General features: G+C 40.8%; 19 protein-coding genes. 7 read left to right on the top strand and 12 right to left on the bottom strand.

Going from position 1 to position 18,912, the window contains the following annotated elements; all coding sequences use genetic code 11:
- The first annotated feature begins 5 nt into the window (after positions 1–5).
- Positions 6–875 carry a DMT family transporter gene (locus P20311_RS04175; RefSeq protein WP_008110022.1) on the top strand — a complete coding sequence of 290 codons (870 nt, stop codon included), beginning with the start codon at positions 6–8 and terminating at the stop codon, positions 873–875.
- Here P20311_RS04175 and P20311_RS04170 read toward each other — a convergent pair.
- From P20311_RS04170 to P20311_RS04140, 7 genes are all read right to left on the bottom strand, one after another.
- The gene (locus P20311_RS04170; protein ID WP_008110020.1) at positions 872–1,567 is read right to left on the bottom strand and encodes a M15 family metallopeptidase; all 696 of its coding nucleotides are present in this window, start codon (positions 1,565–1,567) and stop codon (positions 872–874) included. The genes P20311_RS04175 and P20311_RS04170 overlap by 4 nt on opposite strands.
- Positions 1,567–2,697, bottom strand: a complete 1,131-nt coding sequence (dapE, locus tag P20311_RS04165; protein ID WP_008110018.1) for a succinyl-diaminopimelate desuccinylase — start codon at positions 2,695–2,697, stop codon at positions 1,567–1,569. The genes P20311_RS04170 and dapE overlap by 1 nt, the downstream gene beginning before the upstream one ends.
- Positions 2,697–3,041 (bottom strand): ArsC family reductase, encoded by a 345-nt coding sequence (locus tag P20311_RS04160; RefSeq protein WP_008110016.1) that lies wholly within the window; start codon positions 3,039–3,041, stop codon positions 2,697–2,699. Before P20311_RS04160 ends, dapE begins: the two co-directional genes overlap by 1 nt.
- Positions 3,042–3,045: 4 nt before the next feature.
- On the bottom strand, positions 3,046–3,543 hold the full coding sequence (locus P20311_RS04155) for a PTS glucose transporter subunit IIA (RefSeq protein ID WP_008110014.1): 498 nt from the start codon (positions 3,541–3,543) through the stop codon (positions 3,046–3,048).
- A 6-nt stretch (positions 3,544–3,549) separates the two neighbouring features.
- Positions 3,550–3,933 (bottom strand): ACT domain-containing protein, encoded by a 384-nt coding sequence (locus P20311_RS04150; protein WP_193371759.1) that lies wholly within the window; start codon positions 3,931–3,933, stop codon positions 3,550–3,552.
- A 222-nt stretch (positions 3,934–4,155) separates the two neighbouring features.
- On the bottom strand, positions 4,156–6,309 hold the full coding sequence (gene pta / locus P20311_RS04145; protein ID WP_008110009.1) for a phosphate acetyltransferase: 2,154 nt from the start codon (positions 6,307–6,309) through the stop codon (positions 4,156–4,158).
- Position 6,310: 1 nt separating this feature from the next.
- A complete protein-coding gene (locus tag P20311_RS04140) occupies positions 6,311–7,525 on the bottom strand; it encodes an acetate kinase (protein WP_008110008.1) in 1,215 nt (404 codons plus the stop codon).
- A 263-nt stretch (positions 7,526–7,788) separates the two neighbouring features.
- Between P20311_RS04140 and yfbV the strand changes: the two genes are divergently transcribed.
- Entirely contained in the window at positions 7,789–8,235 is a 447-nt protein-coding gene (gene yfbV / locus P20311_RS04135) for a terminus macrodomain insulation protein YfbV (RefSeq protein ID WP_008110007.1), read from the top strand.
- On the opposite strand, the gene rlmA is transcribed toward yfbV, so the two are convergent.
- The 3 genes from rlmA to xthA are packed head-to-tail and all read right to left on the bottom strand — an operon-like array spanning position 8,219 to position 10,478.
- Positions 8,219–9,022: a 23S rRNA (guanine(745)-N(1))-methyltransferase gene (rlmA, locus tag P20311_RS04130; protein ID WP_008110006.1), complete on the bottom strand. Its 804-nt coding sequence runs from the start codon at positions 9,020–9,022 to the stop codon at positions 8,219–8,221. The two genes, yfbV and rlmA, sit on opposite strands and share 17 nt — an antisense overlap.
- Entirely contained in the window at positions 9,019–9,666 is a 648-nt protein-coding gene (locus P20311_RS04125; RefSeq protein ID WP_008110005.1) for an energy-coupling factor ABC transporter permease, read from the bottom strand. The genes rlmA and P20311_RS04125 overlap by 4 nt, the downstream gene beginning before the upstream one ends.
- Positions 9,667–9,671: 5 nt before the next feature.
- Positions 9,672–10,478, bottom strand: coding sequence for an exodeoxyribonuclease III (xthA, locus tag P20311_RS04120; RefSeq protein WP_008110004.1), 807 nt, complete (start codon positions 10,476–10,478; stop codon positions 9,672–9,674).
- Between the two features lie 240 nt (positions 10,479–10,718).
- Here xthA and P20311_RS04115 point away from each other — a divergent pair, with 240 nt between their 5' ends.
- The 3 genes from P20311_RS04115 to rluB all read left to right on the top strand — a co-directional run bounded on the left by P20311_RS04115 (position 10,719) and on the right by rluB (position 12,878).
- Entirely contained in the window at positions 10,719–11,150 is a 432-nt protein-coding gene (locus P20311_RS04115) for a hypothetical protein (RefSeq protein WP_008110003.1), read from the top strand.
- Between the two features lie 271 nt (positions 11,151–11,421).
- Positions 11,422–12,012, top strand: coding sequence for an SMC-Scp complex subunit ScpB (scpB, locus tag P20311_RS04110; protein WP_008110002.1), 591 nt, complete (start codon positions 11,422–11,424; stop codon positions 12,010–12,012).
- Positions 12,009–12,878, top strand: a complete 870-nt coding sequence (rluB, locus tag P20311_RS04105; protein ID WP_008110001.1) for a 23S rRNA pseudouridine(2605) synthase RluB — start codon at positions 12,009–12,011, stop codon at positions 12,876–12,878. The genes scpB and rluB overlap by 4 nt, the downstream gene beginning before the upstream one ends.
- A gap of 80 nt (positions 12,879–12,958) precedes the next feature.
- Here the strand turns inward: rluB and P20311_RS04100 are convergent, their stop codons facing one another.
- Complete coding sequence (locus P20311_RS04100; RefSeq protein WP_008110000.1) at positions 12,959–13,705, bottom strand: YciK family oxidoreductase; 747 nt, start codon at positions 13,703–13,705, stop codon at positions 12,959–12,961.
- 207 nt (positions 13,706–13,912) lie between these two features.
- On the opposite strand from P20311_RS04100, the gene P20311_RS04095 reads away from it, so the two are divergent.
- Both P20311_RS04095 and sohB read left to right on the top strand, forming a co-directional pair.
- Entirely contained in the window at positions 13,913–16,354 is a 2,442-nt protein-coding gene (locus P20311_RS04095) for a VolA/Pla-1 family phospholipase (RefSeq protein ID WP_008109999.1), read from the top strand.
- Between the two features lie 100 nt (positions 16,355–16,454).
- Positions 16,455–17,471 carry a protease SohB gene (gene sohB, locus P20311_RS04090; protein WP_008109998.1) on the top strand — a complete coding sequence of 339 codons (1,017 nt, stop codon included), beginning with the start codon at positions 16,455–16,457 and terminating at the stop codon, positions 17,469–17,471.
- A gap of 98 nt (positions 17,472–17,569) precedes the next feature.
- On the opposite strand, the gene P20311_RS04085 is transcribed toward sohB, so the two are convergent.
- Positions 17,570–18,877, bottom strand: a complete 1,308-nt coding sequence (locus P20311_RS04085; RefSeq protein WP_008109997.1) for a dicarboxylate/amino acid:cation symporter — start codon at positions 18,875–18,877, stop codon at positions 17,570–17,572.
- Positions 18,878–18,912: the final 35 nt, after the last annotated feature.

Below are 18,912 nucleotides of genomic sequence, written 5' to 3'. Positions count from 1 at the left end.
TTCATTTGAAAGCCACTCTGTTTACTATTATCGCGTTAGTTGCTTTTGCTGCCAATTCGTTATTGTGTCGTTTAGCGTTAGCCCAAGGTTATATTGATGCGTGGAATTTTACTGTTATACGGCTACTCAGCGGGGCAGTGTGTTTGGCTATTATTATGCTGCTCTATACAAGGCAGTTAAATAAAAAAGCACAATTAAGTAGCCCCGTTATTAATGATACCGGAAGTTGGCGAAGCAGTGCGAGCTTGCTGATATACGCGCTGTGTTTTTCTGTTGCCTATATAGAGCTAGATACCGGCATGGGCGCGCTTATTTTATTTTCTGCGGTGCAATTTACCATGATTAGTTGGGGTATATATAAACAAGAGCGCTTATCTGCTGTGCAATGGCTTGCATTTATTGTGGCGTTTGCGGCTTTTGTTTACTTAATGCTACCCTCGCAAACAGCACCACCGTTAATGGCGGCATTATTAATGAGCATAAGTGGCGTGGCATGGGGAATTTATAGCATTAGAGGCAAAGCTTGTGTGTCACCACTTAGGGCCACTACTTATAACTTTATTCGCAGCTTATTGGTGCTACCTATTTTGATTGTGGTGGGCATGAGCCAGCTTAAGAATATTCGTATGGAAGGGGTGTTACTTGCCATCGGCTCAGGTGCGATAGCATCGGGTGTTGGTTACAGTATTTGGTATGTGGCTATGCCATTATTAAAAAGCACGCATGCAGCTATAGTGCAGTTATGCGTGCCCGTTTTGGCGGCTATTGCAGGAGCGGTATTTTTATCGGAAACATTAACTCTGCAATTTATGCTCTCCAGCAGTATCATTTTATTAGCGATATTGGTTTTTACGTTAAATAAAAAAACTAACTAATACTGCTTAGCTGGTGGACTGACATTGATCACAAAGCGCTCATATAAAGCAGGTAAGTGGGTTAAAATAGCGTCTTTACCTAATAAATCACTCTCTTTAATACAATTGTGTAATACCTCAAGTGATAAATGGCTCATAAGCTGCTCTGACTGCGCAATGTGGCTAATATGCCAAAGCTCAGGGGCAACACCGCCTAAATCGTGCTGATAAGGCCGATAAAATCCAAATTCTGCTAGGTGAGTGTCTAGCCATTGACTCAGTTCGGCAAAAGGTCCGCCATGCTGATATTCATCGGGGGTTAGTTGCAACTCATAATCGTCACTCACTGCGCTTTTATCAAAAATATCTAAGTCAGTGCCTAAATGATGGCGACTTGCACCTGGCAGTGCAGAGTAAAGCATTATGGCGGTACATTTTTCAATATCACTCAGTGAATTTAGTTCAACGGCTTGTTGCGCTTTGTTTAACACCACGCGCTTATTTGAAAATTTAGCATTCCAAATAGCCGATTGACGATTAAAATCCCGAAAGCTTGATGCAATACATAAATCAAAGCCAGCGGATGCGGCCGCTGATTGCAGTGCAATAAAGTCGTTGACAATATTGGCATGCAAATAATGGTTTTGTATAGCAACTAGGTGTGCATCACTTTGCCCGGTGATGCATTGTATGAGTTCTTTATTTGCATTCATTAAGTTAACAGTTGTTCTAATATTTGCTCGTAAATATCCGCCAGCGCGATTAGGTCGTCTGTACTGACACACTCATCCACTTTATGAATTGTGGCGTTACGTGGCCCCAGCTCGATTACTTTAGCGCCTGTTTGGGCAATAAAGCGGCCATCTGATGTTCCACCTGTTGTTTCTAAGTTAGTGGTTAAGCCAGTTACTGATTTAATGGCAGCGACTGTAGCATCAACTAACGGACCGTGATCGGTTAAAAACGGTAGGCCGTTTACAATCCAATTTAGTTCGTAATTCAAATTGTGTTTTTGTAAAATCGCGTTCACTTTTTGTTGCAGCTGCTGATGAGTAACTTCGGTGCTAAACCTAAAGTTAAATTGTACTTCAAGCTCACCAGGGATCACATTACCGGCACCTGTGCCGCCATTAATGTTAGAGATTTGAAAGCTGGTGGCAGGAAAGAAGTCGTTACCCATATCCCACACAGTTTGGCTTAATTCGGTTAAAGCTGGCGTGGATAAATGAATTGGGTTTTGCGCTAAGTGTGGGTAAGCCACATGCCCTTGTACACCGGCTATAGTTAAAAAACCAGTGAGTGAACCACGACGGCCATTTTTAACCACATCTCCGAGCACATCGCGCGATGAAGGCTCGCCAACAAGACACATATCAATTTTTTCTCCGCGCTCTTCTAAAGTATCTATTACGCGGGTAGTGCCGTTGATAAAAGGGCCCTCTTCATCTGAGGTGATCAAAAACGAGATAGAGCCTTTGTGATCAGGGTGCTTGGTTACAAAACGCTCTGTTGCTACAACCATGGCAGCTAGTGAGCCTTTCATGTCGGCTGCGCCACGGCCATGTAATAATCCGTCTTCAATTAGCCCAGCAAAAGGGGGGTGCTGCCAATTTTTTTCAGGCCCAGTGGGCACCACATCGGTATGACCGGCAAAACAAAAGTGTGGTGATTGCGACCCTTTTCGTGCCCAAGTGTTGAGGGTGTCGGTAAAAAACAGCGATTCGATGTCAAAGCCAATTGCGCTTAGACGCTCATTCATCATATGTTGGCAGCCTGCATCTTCAGGGGTAACGGATTCACGCTGGATTAAAGCTTGGGCTAGGGTAATTACTGGGTGAGTCATTATTTAAAGATCTCATCGTACTGGGCTGCTTTAAAGCCTAAATGGTATTGCCCGTTATTAATAAGAACAGGGCGTTTAATTATCGCCGGTTGTTCAACCAATAAATCGATAGCAGTTTGCTTAGTTAAGCTTTGCTTTTGCTCATCTGACAATGCTCTATACGTTGTACCACGTTTATTAACAAGTTGCTCCCAGTCAATATGCTCTGCAAAATCGCTGACCATACTGTGATTAACGCCGTCTTTACGATAGTCATGAAAAGTGAATACGATGTCATTATCGCTTAAGTATTTTTTTGCTTTTTTAATAGTGTCGCAGTTGCTAATGCCATAGAGAGTGATCATAAATCTACTTCTTTTTGATAATAGTTAATAAGGTATCTACACCTGCATTGACCTGCGGGTGAGAATAATGAAAAGTGCCTAAATCGTGGCCATTGAGTATGATAAGGCTGGCTAAAATAGGCGCATCGAGTTCACGCAAATCAAAATAAGCAAGCCGTTGGCCTTTGGTTATTTTGCTGCCATTAAGCTGAGCAATATGAGTATGTGTGAGAGTTTGAGAATCAGGTACGGCTAAGTTTATTAATACTTTTAAGCCATTTTTAGCTTTTAGAATAAATTCGCACCCGCCGCTTTTAACTTGCAATAAAGTGCCATTAAATGGCGCTAACACTTTATGGCTGGTTAAGCTGACAATAATCCCAGGCCCCAAAGTTCCAAAGCGGAAAAAAGCTTCAGGGTGGGCGTCCATCTGCATAACTTTGCCACTGAATGGGCTAGTTATTTGTATCGCGCTTCGGCCAATTTTATTTTTAGTTAAATAGCTAACGTCTTCAGATTTCATTATTAATTAAGTTACCACATTGTAGCCATCGGCTCTAAGAGCAGCCATCGCTTTGTTGACTGTTTGCTTTTTTACTAAAATATAGTCGGTGTCATAGGTTGAAATTGAAAAAATTGACACGCCAGCTCTTGCTAACACCCCTGAAATATTTGCCATGATACCGGTTAACGAAAACCCTAAGGGGCCAATTACTTCCAGTGCTTGCCAATTTGACTCTGTATCTTGGCTGTCAATTATAAACTCATCAGGGCAGACAACCGACAGTTCATCGTGCGTTTTTGAAATAAAAAACAATGGTTGTTTTAACAGTGCAGGGGGAATGTCAGCATCAAGCGCTAAACTATGAATTGATAAAACAGTACTGTGTAGTTGTAGTGTTTGTTTTGACATAAAACCCATCGCTAGCAGCAATATAATAGCTTTATAGTATAGAGTATTGAATCTAAATTAAAGGCTCAAACTTAGCCGTTGCTAAAGTTTTTAATAATTAAAAAATAATTGTCCACAATTTCTGTGGATAAGCTTGGGGGTTGTAAGGTATAAATAGCCTAACCTATTAATAATTAATTAAAAATTGGCTAGGCTATAAAAGGCACATGTAAATGAAAGGGGTTAATTAAGTGCCTCAACTTGTGCTGCTTGTATGGCTGTCAAAGCAATGGTGTACACTATGTCATCGACTAATGCGCCACGGCTTAAGTCGTTAACCGGTTTACGCATCCCTTGTAACATAGGACCGATACTGATTAAATCAGCGCTTCGTTGTACCGCTTTATACGTGGTGTTGCCGGTATTTAAATCAGGGAATATAAACACCGTTGCTTTGCCCGCAACAGGGCTGTTTGGTGCTTTTTTAATTGCTACACTTTCCATAATTGCCGCATCGTACTGTAGTGGCCCATCTATAATTAGATCAGGGCGCTTTTGCTGGGCAAGCTTAGTTGCCGCTCGCACTTTTTCTACATCAGCCCCACTGCCTGAATCACCCGTACTGTAACTTATCATGGCTACGCGAGGCTCAATGCCAAATGCCGCTGCTGAGTCGGCAGATTGAATTGCAATGTCGGCCAGTTGTTCGGCATTAGGATCGGGATTAATAGCGCAATCACCATAAACCAAAACCTGATCAGGCAATAGCATAAAGAATACAGATGACACTAATGATGAACCTGGCGCGGTTTTAATTAACTGTAACGGTGGGCGAATGGTATTGGCAGTGGTGTTTACCGCACCTGATACCAGGCCATCGACTTTACCTTGCTCTAGCATCATAGTACCAAGTACCACATGATCTTGAAGCTGCTCTTGGGCGACTACTTCGGTAAGACCCTTATTTTTACGAATTTCCACCATAGGTGCTACGTAATCATTTATGATACTGCTTGGCTCAATTACAGTTACATGATCGTTAAGCTCAATGCCTTGTTGCTCTGCAATACGTAATATTTCATCACGGTCACCCAATAAAATAGTTTTAGCAATGCCGCGCTGGCCACAAATAGCGGCTGCTTTAATGGTTCTGGGTTCGTTACCTTCAGGTAGTACAATTGTTTTATCGGCTTTGCGAGCTTTTTCAGTTAATAAGTATCTAAAAGCAGGAGGAGATAGTTTACGCGTTTTCCCAACACTTTTAGCTAAGCTGTCTAACCAATCAGAATCTATATATTCTGCATTATGATCTTTTACTTTTTCAATGCGTTGTTCATCATCGCTTGGCACTTCTAGGTTAAAGTTATGCAGCAATAATGAGGTACGCCAAGTATCGCCTTCGGTTGCTAAAATAGGCAGACCTGTTTGCATGGCCTGTTCGCACAACGCCATAATACGCGGCTCAGGCTCAAAGCCACCTGTGAGCAAAATAGCACCTAGTTTGGTACCGTTCATAGCAGACAAACAGGCTGCAACCAGTATATCTGAACGATCACCTGGGGTAACCAGCAATGCACCTGGAGTAAAGTAATTTAGAATATTTGATACTGTGCGTGCACAAAAAGTAATGCGTCTAAGACGACGGTGCACCATATCGCCTTCGTTAATAATAGTGGCTTTTAAATAAGCACTTAAATCTTTAACGCGCGGCGCTACTAGCTCAAAGTCCCATGGAATTGCGCCAAGTAACATAAAAGGATTTTTTCTAAAAATAGGTAAAGAGGCTAGGCGATTAAGCTCGTTATCAAGTGCTTCTGGCCTGTAAGTATCGACTAAATCAGCGCGAGCGCGACCTTCTTCATCTAGAGGGGCATTTACTTTGTTGAAAATACAACCCAGAACACGAGGGTGATCTATGCCACCGTAATTTCCGGCAGCAATTTCAAGGCGATCTTCAATTTGCGTAATACTGTAATTTCCAGGAGTAAGCACAAATACAATATCGGCCCCTAAGGTTTGTGCAATTTCACGGTTTATGCGACCCGCATAAGGTTGGCGACGAGTAGGCACCATTCCTTCGATTATGGCCACTTCATCATCGTTTATTTTACTTTGAAAACGCTCAACAATTTCCTCTAATAAATCATCACCTTTACCATCGCCAATCATTTGCTCTGCGTAATCGAGTGCAAACGGTGTTGGCGGGTTAATTGGTGAGCCTTGAGTGACAATTTGAGTAGACTTTTCAGGGCCAGTTTCGCCTGCGCGCGGTTGGGCGATAGGTTTAAAAAAATTAACTTTAACCGTCTTTTGTTCCAGTGCTCTTACTAAACCAACTGATACTGAGGTTAAACCTACCCCTGTAGAGATAGGAACCAACATAATACGACGAGCCATATTATAACTCCTTGCTGATGTTTGCGGCATCAAGTGCAATAACCCATTCTTCGTTGGTTGGCATAACCACCGCTTTGCTTGTTGAATTGGTGGTACTAATTAATCCAGCTTGGCCAAACCGTGCATCAAGGTTTGCTTGAGGGTCTAAATTGATACCTAAAAAGGCTAACTGTGTGAGTACTTTTTCGCGAATGATATCGGAATTCTCGCCAATCCCACCGGTAAAAATAAGCGCATCTAATTTTTGCAGCGGTACCATATAGGCGGCTATTTGTTTTGCTAAGCGGTAGCAAAACATATTAAGTGCCAGCATGGCTTGCGAGTTGCCAGCAATGGCAGCCTCTTCAATAGTACGGCAATCGTTTGATAGCTCGCTTATTCCTAATAAGCCACTTTTTTGATTTAGCAGGTCATCAATTTGCTGCGAAGTGTAATCAAGCTGCGTAGTTAAAAAGTTAAATAGCCCTGGGTCAATGTCGCCACAACGGGTACCCATCACAAGTCCTTCAAGCGGGGTTAAGCCCATGCTGGTATCGACACTTTTACCATTTTTGATCGCACACACAGAGCAGCCATTGCCTAAGTGGGCGCTAATAAAGTTACTTTCTTCAACAGGTATAGACAACATTTTAGCGGTTTGACCTGCTACATAAAAATGGCTAGTGCCATGAAATCCATAGCGTCTAACCCCAAAGTCTTTATAAAGCTTATAAGGCAGAGCATATAGGTAAGCAACTTCACCCATGGTCTGATGAAATGCGGTATCAAACACGGCTATTTGCGGTAAATTTTTAAATGATGCTTGTGCAGATGAAATACCCAGTAAATTAGCATGGCCATGTAAAGGAGCTAATGTGGCTGCTTGGGTAATACCTGCAATGACGCTTTCGTCGATTAACACAGATTGGGTAAAATGCTCGCCGCCATGAACTACACGATGACCCACTGCCACTAATTGCTCGTCTAGGTTGTGATCTTTTATTAAATCAACCAGCGTATCAATTGCATGAGCATGTGCTTGATTAGCAGCAAGCTTGATAGTGGTTTTTTCTCCCTTAAACTTATATTTGATTGAGGGAGCATCATCACCTAGGCGCTCAGCTAAACCTGAAATAATGTCGTTTCCTGTGTTTGCATCAATAATCGCAAACTTCAGACTTGAGCTTCCACAATTGAGTACCAAAACATGGTTTGGATTATTTGGGAGTGTTGGCATAGATTCATTTTCCATTTAAGTATTAATCAGTACACTTGGTTGATGTATAAGCCCTGTAGGCTCAAATGAGTGTAGACTAAAGTGTAGTTGACTTTATTGAAAGGGCTTTGTGAAATTCTTTCGATAATTTATGCTTTTTGTGAGTTTTACTTATGAAATTAAGCATTTTTACCGATAAAGTGAAAGCAGCTATAATTGTGTTACACTTTTATAAGTATTACGTTTGTTGAAGTGTTACAAACCGTGACGGTGAGGATTTATTAATGCAAAAAAGTGTGATGTCGCAAGTTCAATTAGGGCGTTCTTATGCTAAAACGTGGCCAATGCGTAAAGAGGTTGCGCCATTATTTGCAGAATTTAAAGTGATCAGAGCCACTGAGCTTGCGATTACAGTAATGCCAATATTAGCCATGCTGACCCTGTTTTTTCAGATTAATTATTTAGGCTCGGATTTTCTGCCCCAAGCGATTGCCAGTAGTCTGTTTTTTATCTCGTTGCCATTGCAAGGGCTTTTATGGTTGGGTAAACGTGCACAAACTGAATTAGAGCCCGCTATGCTGCAATGGTATAACGAGTTATTTGCAAAAATGGTTGCTAACGGTTATGACGCGCAAATGGGGAAAAACAAGCCCCGCTATTTGGAGCTTGCCGAATTACTAAAAGATATGTTCGATAAAATGGATAAAACGTTTACTAAAGAGCAGTTTTAGTAAATTGCGTGACATAAAATGACAATGTGACGCTATGCTGTTGTTTTTGCTCAAGTGCTTGCCAATGTTCTGGCCTGAACTTCCACGCAAATGGTGTCATCATAATTAAGTTTTTAACATCGTTAAATCTAAGCGATACCTGCTCTGTGATTAATTGTTGCGATGTATTTTCAAAGCCCGCAGGTGCTGCTATTTCAGTGTGTTCGTTTACGTTGCTATAAATATAATCTTTTAATTCTTTCAAATGCGTTGGGCCTGGGCTTGCCACAATTAAGCGACCGTTATTTTTAATCAGACGCGCAAGTTCACTGTCAAATAAAGGCGCAAACACACTAACTAATACGTCAGCAAGCTGATCATCAAAAGGCGCTTGGCTGATTGAAGCAACGCTAAAATGGCATTGTTTGTAACGTTTTGCAGCATACTTTACTGCCGACTTTGATATATCAACACCATATACGCTGGCTTGGCTGCTGTTGGCAATAGCATGAGTATAAAACCCTTCACCACACCCCAAATCAATCACTATTTCAGCATTAAGTGGCTTAACGATATTGGCTAAAGCCGTTTGTAAAAAGCCATAATAACCTTGTTCTAAAAATGAGCGCCTAGCCTGTACCATTTCTAACGAATCGCCAGGCTGTTTAGAATTTTTGTTTTGCACAGGGAGTAAGTTTACGTAGCCTTCTTTGGCAAAATCGAAGCTGTGATTATTATCGCATCGTAATGTTTTATCATTGAGCGCTAGTGGCTGTTTACAAATAGGGCAATGGTAATGAAGACTCATGAGCCTAAATAGTCCTTATCAAAAAAAGTTTTTACCCAATGTGGGCGATAGGTGATCAGTACAGTGATTGCCATACCGTTTAGCATAGCTTCAGGAAAGGCCAAAATAGGACTTAGGTAAATATAATTCTCGCTCAGCTGATGCCAACTGTATTCACCTATTGCATAATAAAAAGCACCACCGAGTATAATGTTAACGCAGGCAACAACACCTGCCGTTAAAAAGCTACAAACAAATATATAGATAAAAAAATGCCGTGCTAAATAGTGATAACAGACAATAAAAACTAAATAGGTGAATAACACCGGTATAAAGGCACTAATAATGAGTTTTAACGCGACTAATTCAGGTGTTATTTGTCCAAAAGCAGTTAAAAGCGCTGTTGCGAGTACACAACTTAATATAGCAAGACGCCAACCTAATGTTAGGGTAACTGCGGTAATGCCTAAAATATGCAGATCGAGACCGGGTAAAATACCGGCCTTTATACGCCATAACAAAGCGAGAACCAGTGCACAGGCAAACACACCTGATTGTCTTGCTGGGGTATTAAATAAATTACTGTATGTTGATTTGTTAACGCTTAAAAAGCCGATAACGATGACAACAATCCACAGTAACCCTTGTAATTGCGCGCTCAACATAATCGTTAATTAAACTCTGACCAAATAGGCGCATGATCTGACGGTTTATCAATAGCACGTAATTCGTAATCTATACCAGTGTCGATACAGCGAGCTGCTAAGTCGTGCGTTGCCAGTACCACATCAATTCGAAGACCGCGGTTATCAACAAACCCTTTTGAACGATAGTCAAACCAAGAGTATTGGTCGTTAGTTTCTGGATTTTGTTCTCTGAAGGTGTCTTTGAAACCCCAGTTTAATAGGGTAGCAAGCCACTCGCGTTCAACGGGTTGAAATGAACATTTCCCCGTTTTTAACCAACGTTTTGCGTTTACCTCGCCAATACCAATATCTAAATCGGTTGGTGAGATATTTATGTCTCCCATGACAATTACATCTTGATCAGGGGTGAAATGGCTATTTAGGTGAGTCATTAAATCTTGATAAAATTGACGCTTGTACGGGAACTTGGTTTCGTGATTAATGTTGTCGCCTTGAGGGAAATAACCATTCATTACATGTAGGTCACGGCCATTTTCTTGTTCTACAGTGACGCTAATCATACGCTTTTGCGAGTCATCGGTGTCAGTAGTGAAGCCTTTTAATACCGATTTAGGCTCTTTTTTGCATAACATTGCCACACCGTAATGCGCTTTTTGCCCATGAAAATAAACGTGGTAACCCATCTTTTGTACATCGTCTAGCGGAAACGCTTCATCATGTACCTTGATCTCTTGAAGACCAATAATATCTGGTTGGTGTTTATCAATAATAGCTTGTAGCTGGTGTAGTCGAGCACGCAGACCATTGATATTAAAAGAAATCACTTTCATAAAGTTAACCTTCAAATTTATTTTTTCTATTCGTCAAATTGTATCAGCATTTAGAGCGACATAACATGACTGAAATGAGAAAATAACTGCACAATTGTTGATCAATTACTGTTTAATGTTTAAACATTGTAAATGCATTATTAAATAATAAAATAAATAAAATATTCAATTGATATGTTAAAAGTTGTCTATATAATGCGCAAAAATCGTTTGTTTAACTCGTTCAAATAGGACTACCTGATGAAAACTCAATTACTTTTAGCTGCCTCTCTTTTTGTTTCTGTTACCGCTTCTGCACAAAGCAATGCGTATTACAGCAAAGACAACAAATTAGAGTCAAACTTATGTGTAGTAAGCGCCAATGAAGGTTTTTCAGCTGCACGTAAAATGGCAGCAAAGCATGGTATATACTTATCTCGTTATTCAAAAAGTATCCTATGTAACGGTCAAGACATTCGCGATATTGCAAAAGAGCAAACTGCAGTACAACCTGCAGCATCAAAAGTTGAAATATTTGCAAAAGATACACATCAAGAAACACAGTTATGTATAACTGCATTAAAGCAAGGCTTACAACCAGTACGTAAGCAAATTGGTAACCTAAACACATTAAAGTGTAATGGCCAAAACGTTACTGACTTCGTTAAGCGTTACCAAAACGCTGCAATCTAAATTTAAGTGTTAGATACACTGACTGAAGCCCAGCCTATGCTGGGCTTTTTGCGCTGAGATTATAATGTTTTGCTGAAGTAAAAAGAGTGAAGTTGCTAAAAGTTAGAGTGCATCTTGGTTTAATACAAACTGTGGGTATTTAATATTTTAATGGTGCTCTAATAGCGTATGTTTCATCCATTATTGAGTTATTTACACAATATGTTTTCCTAGTTTGCGGTTGTTCTGTCATAATAGATGGCTGTGTGTTTTTATTAACTTAAGAGTGATTATGGTAGGTCGGCGAATTAGTGATGAACAATTAATTGAAATCATTGAAGCGGCGATTTTTGTGGCAGATAAGCCCGTATCAAAACGTCATCTTAAGGACACGGTTTTAAACGACTTAGCAATTTCTATGGCGCGCATTAATGATGCTGTAGAGGCCATTCAAGTTCACTATCAAACGCGTGGAATACGTTTAGTTGAGGTAGGCAGTGGTTATCGTTTTCAAGCGTGTAGTAGTTTAAGCCCATGGCTGAGTAATTTATGGCAAGAACGTGCCCCTAAGTACTCTCGAGCCTTACTCGAAACCCTGTCGCTAATTGCATATAAGCAACCCATTACCCGTGGTGAAATTGAGCAAGTGCGGGGCGTAGCAACTGGCTCAAATATTATTAAAACTCTGCTTGAAAGAGAGTGGGTTAAAGTAGTTGGGCATAAAGAAGTACCCGGTAAACCGGCACTTTATGCAACGACTAAACAATTTTTAGATTATTTTTCGATAACCGGACTTCATGATTTACCCGCATTGCCAGAGCAACAGCAAAGTAAAATTACCCAGTTATTAAGTGATCCTTCTGTGAGAGAACCATCCAAATGAGTATACAAGGTGAAAAGTTACAAAAAGTCCTAGCCCGCGCAGGGGTAGGTTCACGCCGCGAAATGGAAAAATACATTGACGCTAATCGCGTGAGTGTAAACGGTAAAGTAGCAAAATTAGGCGACAGGGTTGAAGAAACTGATTTAATTCGTGTTGACGGTCACACTGTTAAAATTGAAGAAAAAGCTGACAGAATTTGTCGCGTAATTATGTACAACAAGCCAGAGGGCGAACTAAGTACCCGTAAAGATCCAGAAGGTCGTCGAACTGTATTTGACCGTTTGCCACGCATAGATGGCGATCGTTGGATAGCGGTAGGGCGATTAGATGTGAATACGTCAGGGTTGATGCTTTTTACCAATGACGGTGAATTAGCAAATCGTTTGATGCACCCAAGTTACGAGGTTGAACGCGAATATTCAGCACGTGTATTTGGTGAAGTGACTGACGAAACAATGAAAAACTTACTTCGTGGTGTAGAGCTTGAAGATGGTCCGGCTAAATTTACCGGTATTAAGCCTATGGGCGGTGAAGGCATTAACCGTTGGTACAACGTAACACTTAACGAAGGCCGTAACCGTGAAGTTCGTCGTTTATGGCAATCACAAGATGTGGAAGTATCACGTCTTATTCGTATTCGTTACGGTAAATTAGAGCTTGATAAGCGTGTACCACAGGGTGGCTGGATTGAGTACGATTTGGATACAGTTAACTATTTACGTAAAACAGTTAAACTTGGTAAAGAAACGCAAACTAAGCTGTCGGTTATCCCTGAAAAGCGTAAAGATAAGCGCGCGAAAATAAATCAAATTCGTAAAGCAGTTAAAAAGCACAACCAACGTGTAAAACCGACTAAACGCAAGTAAGCGAGATTTTGGTTAAATCATTATGAAAAACAAAAAGCCGCTTTAATAGCGGCTTTTTAACATATTTAAATAACTAAGCGTTATTTTTTAGCTTGTGCATCCAAAGATTGGCCATTGATATCTGCCGAGTCATCGCTCATTAAATACAGGTATGTTGGCATTAGATCTTCAGGAGTCGCAAGTAAATCTCGGTCTTCGCCCGGGAAGGCACTTGCTCGCATTGATGTGCGCGTTGCGCCTGGGTTGATACAGTTAACACGAATTGGCGTTTTTTCGACTTCACACGCCCACGTTTGCATCATACCTTCTACCGCAAATTTAGAAATAGCGTATGGTCCCCAAAACTCTCTTCCTTTACGACCAACACCCGAAGAAGTAAATACCACTGAGGCACTCTTTGATTTGCGCATAACAGGAAACAATGCTTTTGTGATCATGGCTTGTGCCGTCACGTTTACTTTCATGACGTTTTCAAATGTTGATGAACAAAAATGTTCCAATGGGCCTAAAGTACCTAAAATACCCGCATTATTTAATAACCCATCTAAGCGACCAAACTGACTTTCGATAGTTGCGGCTAAATCACGATAGTTCTGCTTGGTTGCACCTTTTAAGTCCATAGGCACAATCGCTGGCTGTGGGTAGCCTGCATTGACGATTTCGTCATACACACATTCTAGTTTATTAGTTGTTTTTCCTAATAAAATAACGGTTGCACCATGTTTAGCATAAGTAATTGCTGCAACACGGCCGATACCATCACCTGCGCCTGTTATCAAAATTACTTTGTCTTTAAGTGCGTTTTCAGTTGCTTGATAGGTATGCATAAAAGTACCAATGTTTAAATTTTTTTTGATTTTAACATAGCAAATCGACAAGTAATCGAATTTATTACAAATTTAGGTGGCGAAACTAGAAAGTTTACGTTAAGTTTAACTGGTCTAATGTCTCATTAATATACTAGCTACATTATTTTAACTTAATTACACTGACTATAAACACACTATAAAAATAAGATTTGTGCGGAGAACACTATGAAAAAAATGCTACTCTCGCTCTCAGTTGCAGCTGCATTAGCAGGCTGTGGCGGCGGAGAAACGTTAGAAGATGTTAAAAACGATTCAGTTACAGTTATTCCAAAAGCTACGGTAAAATTTGACCCTGCAAATGGTGTAATTTCGGTTCCTAATGATTTATTGATGAGCGGTACGCGCGATGGCACATTAAACATTCCTGGTGAGCTAAATGACGAAAATGTTTCTATCCCTCGCGCTGCGTATGCAGATCCGCAACTTGCACTAGGGGCACTTGATGGCTGGTCTACGCAAGTTCCTTTCAAAATAGATTTAACGTTTCCACCGGGCATTAGTCTAGATGAAACGTCTGCAGCTTCACCAGGCTCAGTACGTATTTTTGAAGTGATCATGGGTGCAAGTTTAACTGATGCCGAATGTTCGCAAGCACCAGCCGGTGCAGCATGTAAATTAGTAGGCGAATTGACCTTTGGCGTGGATTTTGTAACCCAGGCTTCTGGTGATGCGGTGGCCATTATTCCACTTAAACCATTTAAAGCAGGTAGCTCATATATTAATGTATTAACGACTGGGCTAAAAGATTCAGAAGGGCGTGCAATTGAGCCTTCATCTACCTATGCAACAGTTAAACAAGAAGCCCCTTTAGTGACGCCATCACAACTTGCGCTACAAGGTGCAGTTAATAGTTACGAAAATGTAGTGGTTAGCTCAGGCGATATCACAAAAGACGATATTATTTTTTCTGCTGCCATGACTATGCAATCAGCAGGACCAGTGCTTGGCACGATTAAAAAGATTTTAGCAGCAAGCTTAACAGAGCCAACAATTCCAACGCCTGCGTTGCAAATTCCAACTCAGCCTATGGCTAACGTACAACAAGCTTTTGCATTACAAGGCATAACGGTGCCTGACGTATTCCAAGTAGCACAGTATCAAAAGGGCAGTATTCAGTTACCTATGTATTTAGGTACGCCGAAGGGTAAAGAGATCAGTGATTTAAATGATACTTACTGGCAAGCTATGTGTGATAACGCAGTAGCTGTTATGGGTTATAAAGCACAAAAGGGAGAAGATTTTCCTGCTGATCCAGTTAGCACTAACGATGCAATGTGTGCAGCCTTAAGTGATGGCCGATTGCGTGATTTAGGTGAAGGCTTAGACGTTACACGTCATCTAACGAAATATAACTCACTTCCTAAAGTGCAGAGCACGGCAACTGTGCCAGTACAAATTACCAAACCGATTTTACCGGTTGTTAATGCGTACCGTTCAGGCTTAGGTTTAGAGCCTTTTGCTGCTATGCCAGAAAATGGCTGGCCAGTGGTTATTATGCAACACGGTATTACCACACAAAAAGAAAGCATGTTGACACTAACAGCACAGCTTTCACTTCAAGGCTTTGCAACGGTTGCAATTGACCATCCTCGTCATGGCGAGCGTGGAATAGATGTTGATGTTGATGGCACAGATGACTTTAACGCAACATCAGGCTCTGTACTTAGTTACATGAACCTAAGCTCGTTATTGGTCGCCAGAGACAGCTTACGCCAGTCAAGTGCCGACTTACTTGGTTTACGTTTAGGCTTAAACTTCAGTGGTGATAGTTCACTCAATTCTAGAGATGTATCTTATATTGGCCATTCACTGGGCTCAATTGTAGCACCTGCATTTATTGCACAAGCGAATAGCCCATTGGCTGATCAAGTAGATCCATTGTTTAAGGTTAACGCTGTAGCATTGGCAAGTGGCGGTGGCGGTATTGCTAGCTTCTTATTAGAGTCAGCCGCGTTTGGTCCATTTATTCAAGGCTCTGTACTTTCTCAAGCTGGAACTGCTGAAGCTGACGAGTTTAATGCATTCTTAAATGCTGGTGCGTTATCAAACTGTGGCGCCTTGTTACCAGACATGCAGGACTTCTTAAGCTGTGGTTTTAATGAGTTTGCAACATCGCTAACTATGGCGGGAGAAGCTGATAAACTGGCTAACATCAAGGGCGTGATGACGCAGTTTGTATTTGCAGCACAAACAGCATTAGATAGCGGCGATCCGACTAACTACGCAGCAACGGTTAAAGCACTAGAAACACCTGTGTATATGAATGTTGTTGTTGGTGATGGCACTGATAGTAACAAGCCAGACCAAGTTATTCCGCCGATGACTGCTAACAACCCAATTGCAGGTACACTGCCTCTAGCTAACTTCATGGGGTTAGAAACAGTGAGTACATCTCAAGCACCAACAGAGATGGGCTCTAGCTATTTAGTTAAATTTAACACAGGTCATCATGGCTCGGTATTAACACCGGCGCAAGATGAAAGGCAGTCGTCTACAGCAGCGGGCAGCGCAGCAGCTAATGCAGAAATGCAATTGCAAATTGCAACTTATCTAGCATCGCGTGGACGTTTATTATCTGTATCAGATACTGATATTGTGACTAATTAATAATCAACCACCCAATTAAGTCTAAAAAGCCACTGTATAGTGGCTTTTTTTTATTTTAAAGCATGCTAAATTGACTGAAATTTATAAACGGAGAACACAGTTGGAATTTTTATACGAGTACGGCTTATTTTTTGCAAAAACCATTACCTTTGTTATTGCTATTGCTGTGATTTTAACCTTAATTGTAAGCTCGGCTGTTAAGCCAAAAGCGAAAAAAGGTGAGATTGAAATTGATGACCTATCAGAGCAGCTGACCAATATAAAAGAAAGCTTTTTAAATAATACGCTAGGTAAAAAAGAGTTAAAAGCCTATCAAAAACAACAAAAAGTAGAACAAAAAAAAGCTGAAAAAGAAGCCCCTAAATCACGACTCTATGTTATTGACTTTAATGGCAGTATGGACGCACATGAAGTAGAAAGCTTGCGCGAAGAAGTGACCGCGATAATTTCGATAGCGGATGCAAAAAAAGATAAAGTGTTAGTTCGCCTTGAAAGTGGTGGTGGCGTGGTACATGGCTATGGTTTAGCCGCATCACAATTACAACGTTTAAAGTCAGCCGGTATTGAGTTAACAGTGTCAATAGATAAAGTCGCCGCCAGTGGTGGTTACATGATGGCTTGTGTTGCAGATCATATTATTGCCGCACCGTTTGCAATTGTTGGCTCTATCGGTGTGATTGCACAAATTCCAAACTTTAATAAAATTTTAAAGAAGAATGACGTAGATTTTGAACAAATTACGGCGGGCGAATTTAAACGTACACTCACACTCTTTGGTGAAAATACAGATAAAGCCCGCGAAAAATTCCGCGAAGAGATAGAGCAAACCCATGTGTTATTTAAAACCTTTGTTAGCACGCAGCGCCCAAGTTTAAATATGGATTTAGTGGCAACGGGTGAACATTGGTTTGCAACCCAAGCAATTGAAAAAGGGTTAGTCGATACTATTAAAACCAGCGATGATGCGTTGTTAGAGCAACAACAGCACTATCAAATTTATAAAGTGCAATACAAGATTAAAAAAGGATTAAGTGACAAGCTGGCAATGGGCCTAAGCCATGGTGTGAATAAAGCGGGCGTAAGTTTAATGTCAAAATTTAAGGCGTTAAATCCCTAATAACAAAACTCAATAAAAAAGCCTTGTTACTTAAAGTAGCAAGGCTTTTTTTATAACTAACAAGAGAAGCGGTTAGTCAATTGACTTGTGATAGTCTTCTAAATCTTTTTAGCTGCATTAGGGTCGTTAAAGATATTTTCATCTAATTCACCCTCGCTTTTAGCGACGACACACGTAACCATACAGTCACCCGTTACGTTTACTGCTGTACGGGTCATATCAAGCAATCTGTCTACACCAATAATAATGGCGATGCCCTCAACAGGTAAGCCAACTTGGTTAAGTACCATGGCCAGCATGATCAAGCCAACGCCAGGAACACCCGCCGTGCCAACAGAGGCAAGCGTTGCAGTTAGTATCACCATTAAGTAATCAGAAATAGTTAAGTCAACACTAAATACCTGAGCGATAAATACCGTAGCCACACCTTGCATAATTGCGGTGCCATCCATGTTAATGGTTGCACCAAGCGGAATAGTAAACGAAGCGACCGAATTATTAGCGCCAAGCTTTTTAGTTGCCGTTTCAAGTGTAATAGGCATAGTCGCGCTTGAACTTGAGGTACTAAAAGCAAATAAACAAGTGTGCTTCATTTTAGCCAAGAAAGTGAGCGGGTTTAGACCCGTGAGTATTTTTAGCAGCAGGGTGTAGTTTACAAATGCGTGTAGTAATAAGGCTAATACAGCCACGCCAAAGTACTTAGCTAAACTCACAATTAAGTTTAGTTCAATAGTCGTAAATAACTTAGCCATTAGGAAGAATACGCCGTAAGGAGCAATATTCATTAGCAAAGTAACTAGTTTTAAGATAACCGTGTTTAAGTCTTCAAATACCGTTGCTACACGTTTACCAGCTTTACCGCTAAGCGCCATTGCAATACCAAATAACAAAGCAAACACAATAACTTGTAGCATGTTTCCTTTTGCCATTGCTTCAAATGGGTTGGTAGGGAACATATCAATGATAACACGAGCTAAAGTAGGCGCTTCTTTTGCGTCGTAGCTTGCTTGAGAGGGTAAACCAATACCTTCACCTGGGTTAAATAATAGCGCTAATGTAATTGCCACTGTAATAGCAATTGCTGTGGTCACCAGATATAAACCAATCGACTTTCCACCTAAACGGCCCAATTTTTTAGGATCGCTTAAACTACAAGTACCACACACAAGAGATACAAATACCAAGGGAACAACTAGCATTTTTAAACTAGCTATAAATATTTGCCCACCTACATGAAATAGGCCATCAACAAAAAAAGCTTTAATTGGCAAAGAGAATAACCCAAGAGGGATTAGGTAATCGTCTTCACCAGCTAATATAGCCTGAAATATAAAGCCTACTGCAACACCAAGCACCATACCAATCATGATGCGAGTGGTTAAACTCATTGAACGGATTTTAGACATATTTCCAATCTATTTTTTATAAATTTGGCATAGAC

This window comes from Pseudoalteromonas sp. BSi20311, assembly GCF_000239875.1.
Taxonomy (GTDB): domain Bacteria; phylum Pseudomonadota; class Gammaproteobacteria; order Enterobacterales; family Alteromonadaceae; genus Pseudoalteromonas.
The sequence above is the reverse complement of the archived record's forward strand: the minus strand, read 5'-3'. Positions and strand labels throughout refer to the sequence as shown.